Origin of the sequence: Dietzia sp. DQ11-44, assembly GCF_014145205.1 — a bacterium.
GTDB lineage: Bacteria > Actinomycetota > Actinomycetes > Mycobacteriales > Mycobacteriaceae > Dietzia > Dietzia natronolimnaea.
The window spans coordinates 1-3,570 of the sequence record NZ_JAALEC010000317.1 but is presented as its reverse complement, the minus strand read 5'-3'; the positions used below and the strand labels follow the sequence as shown (position 1 = coordinate 3,570).

Sequence of the window (3,570 nt, the reverse complement as noted above, 5' to 3'; positions counted from 1 at the left end):
CCAGGGTATCCGGGGGCCCCGGGCGGACCGCCCCGGGGGCACCGGTGGCCGGTGAGTCCATAGAATGGGTCATCCCGATCCCCGAGCTCTGATGAACGGCAGGTGCGACGATGGCCGGTCTCCGGCTGATGGCGGTGCACGCCCACCCCGACGACGAGGCGTCCAAGGGCTCCGCGACCATGGCCAAGTACGTGGCCCGGGGCGTGAACGTGCTGGTGGAGACGTGTACCGGCGGCGAGCGCGGCAGCATCCTCAACCCTGCGATGGACCGCCCTGACGTCGTGGCCGATCTCGTGGGCGTACGGCGCCGCGAGATGGCGCGCGCGGCGGACATCCTCGGCGTCGACCACCACTGGCTGGGCTACGAGGACTCGGGTCTGCCCGAGGGGGACCCGTTGCCGCCGTTGCCTCCCGGATGTTTCGCCCTTGCCGACGACGACGAGGTCACCCGCTCCCTGGTCGCCAGGATCCGGGAGTTCCGACCGCACGTGATCATCACCTACGACGAGAACGGTGGGTACCCGCACCCGGATCACCTGAAGGTGCACTCGGCGTCGATGGCCGCCTACGAGGCCGCCGCGGACCCCGCCCGTTACCCCGGCACCGGCGAGCCGTGGGCCGTGGCCAAGGTCTACTACACGCACGGCTTCCCCAAGAGCCGTCTGGAGCTGCTCGACGAGGAGCTGTTCGCCCGCGACGGCGTCCGCCACTTCGCGGAGTTCCTGTCCCGCTGGGGGGATCGCCCCGACATCATGGAGCGGGTGACCACCCGGGTGGAGTGCGCGGACTACTTCGAGCAACGCAACTCCGCACTGCTGGCCCACGCCACGCAGATCGACCCCAACGGTTGGTTCTTCGCCGCCCCGGTGGAGATGCAGCAGCGGGTGTGGCCCACCGAGGAGTTCGAACTCGCGGCAAGCCGGGTGGCCGTACCCGAGCGGGCTGAGGGAGAATACGAGTCAGACCTGTTCGAGGGCGTCGACCCGTACGTCGCGCTCCCGGTCGGACCGAGCACGAGTGAGGACCCGAGATGATCACCCTGGGACCGGACGTCCAGATCCTGGCGTATCAGACCTCGATGGTCTTCGCGCAGAACCAGTCGCCGGGCACGCCCGGGTACAACGACCACCCGATGGGCCCGGAATTCGGCAAGGCCTCGCCGATCGGGATCCCCGTGGTCCTGCTCCTGCTGGTCGCGACGGTCCTTCTGATCCGCAACATGAACAAGCACATCAAGAACCTGCCCGAGACCTTCGACACCGACCACCCCGAGCCGGATCAACTGGCCGACGAGGGCACGGACCGAGCCGGCGTGGAGCGCACTCCGGACGCCGATCGCTCCTGACCTCGCTCAGTCGGGGTCAGCAGGCGCAATCGATTCCAGGGCTCGTTCTGTCCATTCCCTCAGTTCGCGCTTCTCGGATTCGTCATCGCGCAACATGCCCAATAACGTCGCTCGGCCGAGGAGTGATGAATTCAGGGCCTCGGCGACTTCACTCGGCGCCATGTCGGGGGACAACTTGCCGCTCATTCTGAGGGAATTGGACAGGTAGTTCAACCGACTACGCGAGACCGTCGTGCCCTTGAGTTCGCAATAGTCTCTAGCGGCCTTCACGATGGCGTTGTGGAACCTCGTATCGACCGGGGTGTCATGGATTCCAAGGATATCCAGGTTGTTCCGGTTCAGGGCCCGCGAAATGGACTCGATCATGTGACCGAGTTGGTCTGAGGAGACGGCTGGAGCAAACTTGTCGCGCCACTTCAGTCGGTGGACGAGAGTGGGCGCATCGTTGCTCTCAGACTCGAGGGAGGTTCCCGGCGGGATGAGATACCCAGGGGGATCGTAGTTGATCTCGTATTCAGGTACCGCGGCTTGGAGCAATGACGCGAGGGAGCCGAAGGATCCCCAGTTCTTTGCATCCCCACGATCGAAACTCGCCTGGATGTTCTGCGCGATCGACGCTAGTGCTGCAGGTTTGCTCAGCCGCGACGCGACATTCCTCGCTTCCGACACCAGAGCTTCGTCGGCGGCGGAGTTGGAAACTGTCGTGGCGTTACTCAGCCTGATTTCCTGGTTCGCGGACTTGGAGCTGCCTGAAATGATCGGGGAGGGGGACGCAATGGACACCTCGGCGAGGCGATCGAGTTCGTCACGGAGGTCTTGAGCGATGTCGTCTACGGTTGCGAGTAGATCGGCCATCCGGCGCGCGAGGGTGGTCGCAAGAGCAGGAAGCTGAACGCCCGGCTTGTATGTATCTTCGTGGGTTAGCTCACCCCATCCGTCCTGCAGCAGGGTCCTCGCTTGGATCTCCACAGTGACCGGTTCCCAATCCCCAGGAGTATGAATGAGAGTTTGTACGTTAACGTGATAAGCCCGGTATCCGGAACTCTTGGGGCTCTGGAAGTATAGCTTTTCACTGTTGGACTGAAGCGTGATCCATGTTGCCGAACTCAGATCGCTCGGTAGGTCAGTCATTATATTGCGAAGTAGTTCGAGATCACAGGTGTTGTTGCACGTGACCCGTAGTCCGACTATGTCGTCCACTGCCTCAGGAATCTCTTTCAGGGTTCGAATCCTGGCCGAGTATTTTGGCTTCTGGATTTTCGACCATAAGCTGTTCATGCCCTTCACTCGTGTTGCAGAGATGCGGAACTTTTCACGGTCTGCGTCTGACAGCTCCATCGTCAACCACTGATCGATCAGGCGCTCGACTGTTCGTAGTGCAGGTTCGAACAGCGAGAACCGTTACTTGTTGTACCATTGTTCGTATTCGTCTCGACCGAATTCAAACGCCGGACCGCCCGTTTCGCCCATGGCGCGACAATAAATGAAGAGGACCGGTTACAACGGGAAACGTAGCTTCGGCGCCGTCGGCCCAGGTGTAAAACTGGTATCGAGTTCTCGGGTTCGGTGTCGCACGTCCCGACCCCGAGAAGTCAAGGCTTCAGTAGGTCGCCCATCGGGACGAAGTCGCCGAACTCGTCGTCGTCGCTCCTCCGGCCCCGGCCCGCGTCCGCCCGGGTCGGCGCCACCGCGCCGCCGGTCACCCCGGCGAAGCGCAGCATGTAGTCGGCCAGTTCCGTACCCACGCGGTCCGCCCGCGAGGCCAGGGAGTCGCCGTCGCCCCCGGTGGCGACGGCCCCGAAATCCTCGGAGGCCGCGAACACCGAGGTCGGCACCACGTCCGCCTTGAGGTAGGCGAACATCGGGCGCAGCGCGAAGTCGATCGACAGCGAGTGCCGGACGGTGCCACCCGTCGCACCCAGTGCCACCGGGACGCCGGTCAGCGTGCCGGGGTCGATCACGTCGAAGAACGACTTGAAGAGGCCCGAGAACGACTGGTTGTACGTGGGTGTCACCGCGATCACCCCGTCCGCGCGGGCGATCTCCTCGAGTGCGGCGCGCAGTTTGTCGCCGGGGAACCGGGTGAAGGTGGCGTCCACGACCTCATGGGCGAGCCCGCGGACCTCGAGGACCGTCACGTCGACGTCCTGCCCGTGGCGCCCGAGGGCCTCACGGGTCGCCGAGGTGAGACGGTCGGCCAACATCCTGGTGCTCGACGGCACCGA

4 protein-coding genes are annotated in these 3,570 nt (G+C 64.0%); 2 read left to right on the top strand and 2 right to left on the bottom strand.

Annotation, left to right across the window (positions count from 1 at the left end; translation table 11 throughout):
- The first annotated feature begins 110 nt into the window (after positions 1–110).
- Together mca and G6018_RS08675 are read left to right on the top strand one after the other, a co-directional pair.
- The gene (mca, locus tag G6018_RS08680; protein ID WP_179525714.1) at positions 111–1,034 is read left to right on the top strand and encodes a mycothiol conjugate amidase Mca; all 924 of its coding nucleotides are present in this window, start codon (positions 111–113) and stop codon (positions 1,032–1,034) included.
- 44 nt (positions 1,035–1,078) lie between these two features.
- On the top strand, positions 1,079–1,345 hold the full coding sequence (locus G6018_RS08675; protein WP_241731089.1) for a hypothetical protein: 267 nt from the start codon (positions 1,079–1,081) through the stop codon (positions 1,343–1,345).
- Between the two features lie 6 nt (positions 1,346–1,351).
- Here G6018_RS08675 and G6018_RS08670 read toward each other — a convergent pair whose 3' ends face one another.
- Together G6018_RS08670 and G6018_RS08665 are read right to left on the bottom strand one after the other, a co-directional pair.
- Entirely contained in the window at positions 1,352–2,683 is a 1,332-nt protein-coding gene (locus G6018_RS08670) for a hypothetical protein (RefSeq protein WP_182639401.1), read from the bottom strand.
- 254 nt (positions 2,684–2,937) lie between these two features.
- A partial coding sequence (locus tag G6018_RS08665; RefSeq protein ID WP_182639400.1) for a CE1759 family FMN reductase occupies positions 2,938–3,570 on the bottom strand: 633 nt, incomplete at its 5' end.

Bases quoted from the DNA above. Each gene is read 5' to 3' on its own strand.
- mca (WP_179525714.1), top strand. From the start codon at position 111: ATGGCCGGTCTCCGGCTGATGGCGGTGCACGCCCACCCCGACGACGAG.
- G6018_RS08675 (WP_241731089.1), top strand. From the start codon at position 1,079: ATGGTCTTCGCGCAGAACCAGTCGCCGGGCACGCCCGGGTACAACGAC.
- G6018_RS08670 (WP_182639401.1), bottom strand. From the start codon at position 2,683: ATGGAGCTGTCAGACGCAGACCGTGAAAAGTTCCGCATCTCTGCAACA.